1 protein-coding gene is annotated in these 1,477 nt (G+C 54.7%); it reads right to left on the minus strand.

Going from position 1 to position 1,477, the window contains the following annotated elements:
- On the minus strand, positions 1 to 1,477 hold a 1,477-nt coding region (locus Q8W22_RS16620), incomplete at both ends, for a hypothetical protein (protein ID WP_305453120.1).

Below are 1,477 nucleotides of genomic sequence, written 5' to 3' on the forward strand. Positions count from 1 at the left end.
CAGGTTACTGCTGGCGCTGGTGATATCAGCCTCAGTGGTCACGGCCACTGTATCGCTGACCAAATACACCGTACCCGGTTCATTACTTTGTAGTGTGATCAACTCCCCTGCTTCATAGGTGCTATCCATCACCAGTGTGCCATCGGCATTAAACGCCTGCACAAAGATCGAATAATCACCGTCACTATCAGCCCCGTACCAGGTCACCACATAGGCGCCAGCGCTGCCTACCGCAGTGATTTGGGGGGCATAGTCATCACCATCGGTATTACCCAGCGCTTCCAGCTGTACTGTGTCACCATTGACGGAACCTTCGGCGTTAAAGGCCTGCACAAAAATCGAATTATCACCGCCGCTATCGGCCCCGAACCAGGTCACCACATAGGCGCCAGCACTGCCCACGGCGGTGACTTGAGGAAAATAGTCATCACCAGTGGTATTACCCGGCGCTTCCAGTTGTACCGTGGCACTGTTGAAGGAGCCATCGGCGTTAAACGCTTGCACAAAGATCGACTTATCACCCTCGCTATCCCTTCCGTACCAGGTCACCACATAGGCGCCATCAGTGCCCACGGCGGTGATTTGAGGGTACTGATCAGCACCGGTGATATTATCCAGTGCTTCCAACTGTACCGTGGCGCCGTTGACGGAACCATAGGCGAAGGCCTGCACAAAGATCGACAGATTACCGTTGCTATCTAACCCGTACCAGGTCACCACATAGGCGCCATCACTGCCCACGGCGGTGATTTGAGGGTACTGATCAGTACCGGTGATATTATCCAGTGCTTCCAGCTGTACCGTGGCACCGTTGAAGGAACCATCGGCATTAAACGCCTGCACAAAGATCGACCGATCGCCGTCACTATCAGTCCCAATCCAGGTCACCACATAGGCGCCAGCGCTGCCTACCGCAGTGATTTGGGGGGCATAGTCATCACCATCGGTATTACCCGGCGCTTCCAGCTGTACCGGGGTGCCGTTGACGGAGCCATCGGCTTTAAACGCCTGCACAAAGATCGACTGATCACCTGAATAGCCAGCGCCCTCGTACCCGTACCAGGTCACCACATAGGCGCCATCAGTGCCCACCGCAGTGATTTGAGGATCAAAGTCATGGCCAGTGGTATTACCTAGCGCTTCCAACTGTACCCTGGTGCCATTGAAGGAACCATCGGCTTTAAACGCCTGCACAAAGATCGACCAATCACCGTCGCTATCCCATCCGTACCAAGTCACCACATAGGTGCCATCACTGCCCACGGCGGTGATTTGGGGTGAATAGTCTCGACCATTGGTGTAACCCAGCGCTTCCAGCTGTACCGTGGTGCTATTGAAGGAACCATCGGCGTTAAATGCCTGCACAAAGATCGAATAGTCACCGTCGCTATCATCACCAGACCAGGTCACCACATAGGCGCCATCGCTGCCTACCGCAGTGATTTGAGGGGCAAAGTCACCACTGGTGGTATTACCC

The sequence above is a fragment of the Oceanobacter sp. 1_MG-2023 genome, from assembly GCF_030689025.1.
Taxonomy (GTDB): domain Bacteria; phylum Pseudomonadota; class Gammaproteobacteria; order Pseudomonadales; family Oceanobacteraceae; genus Oceanobacter.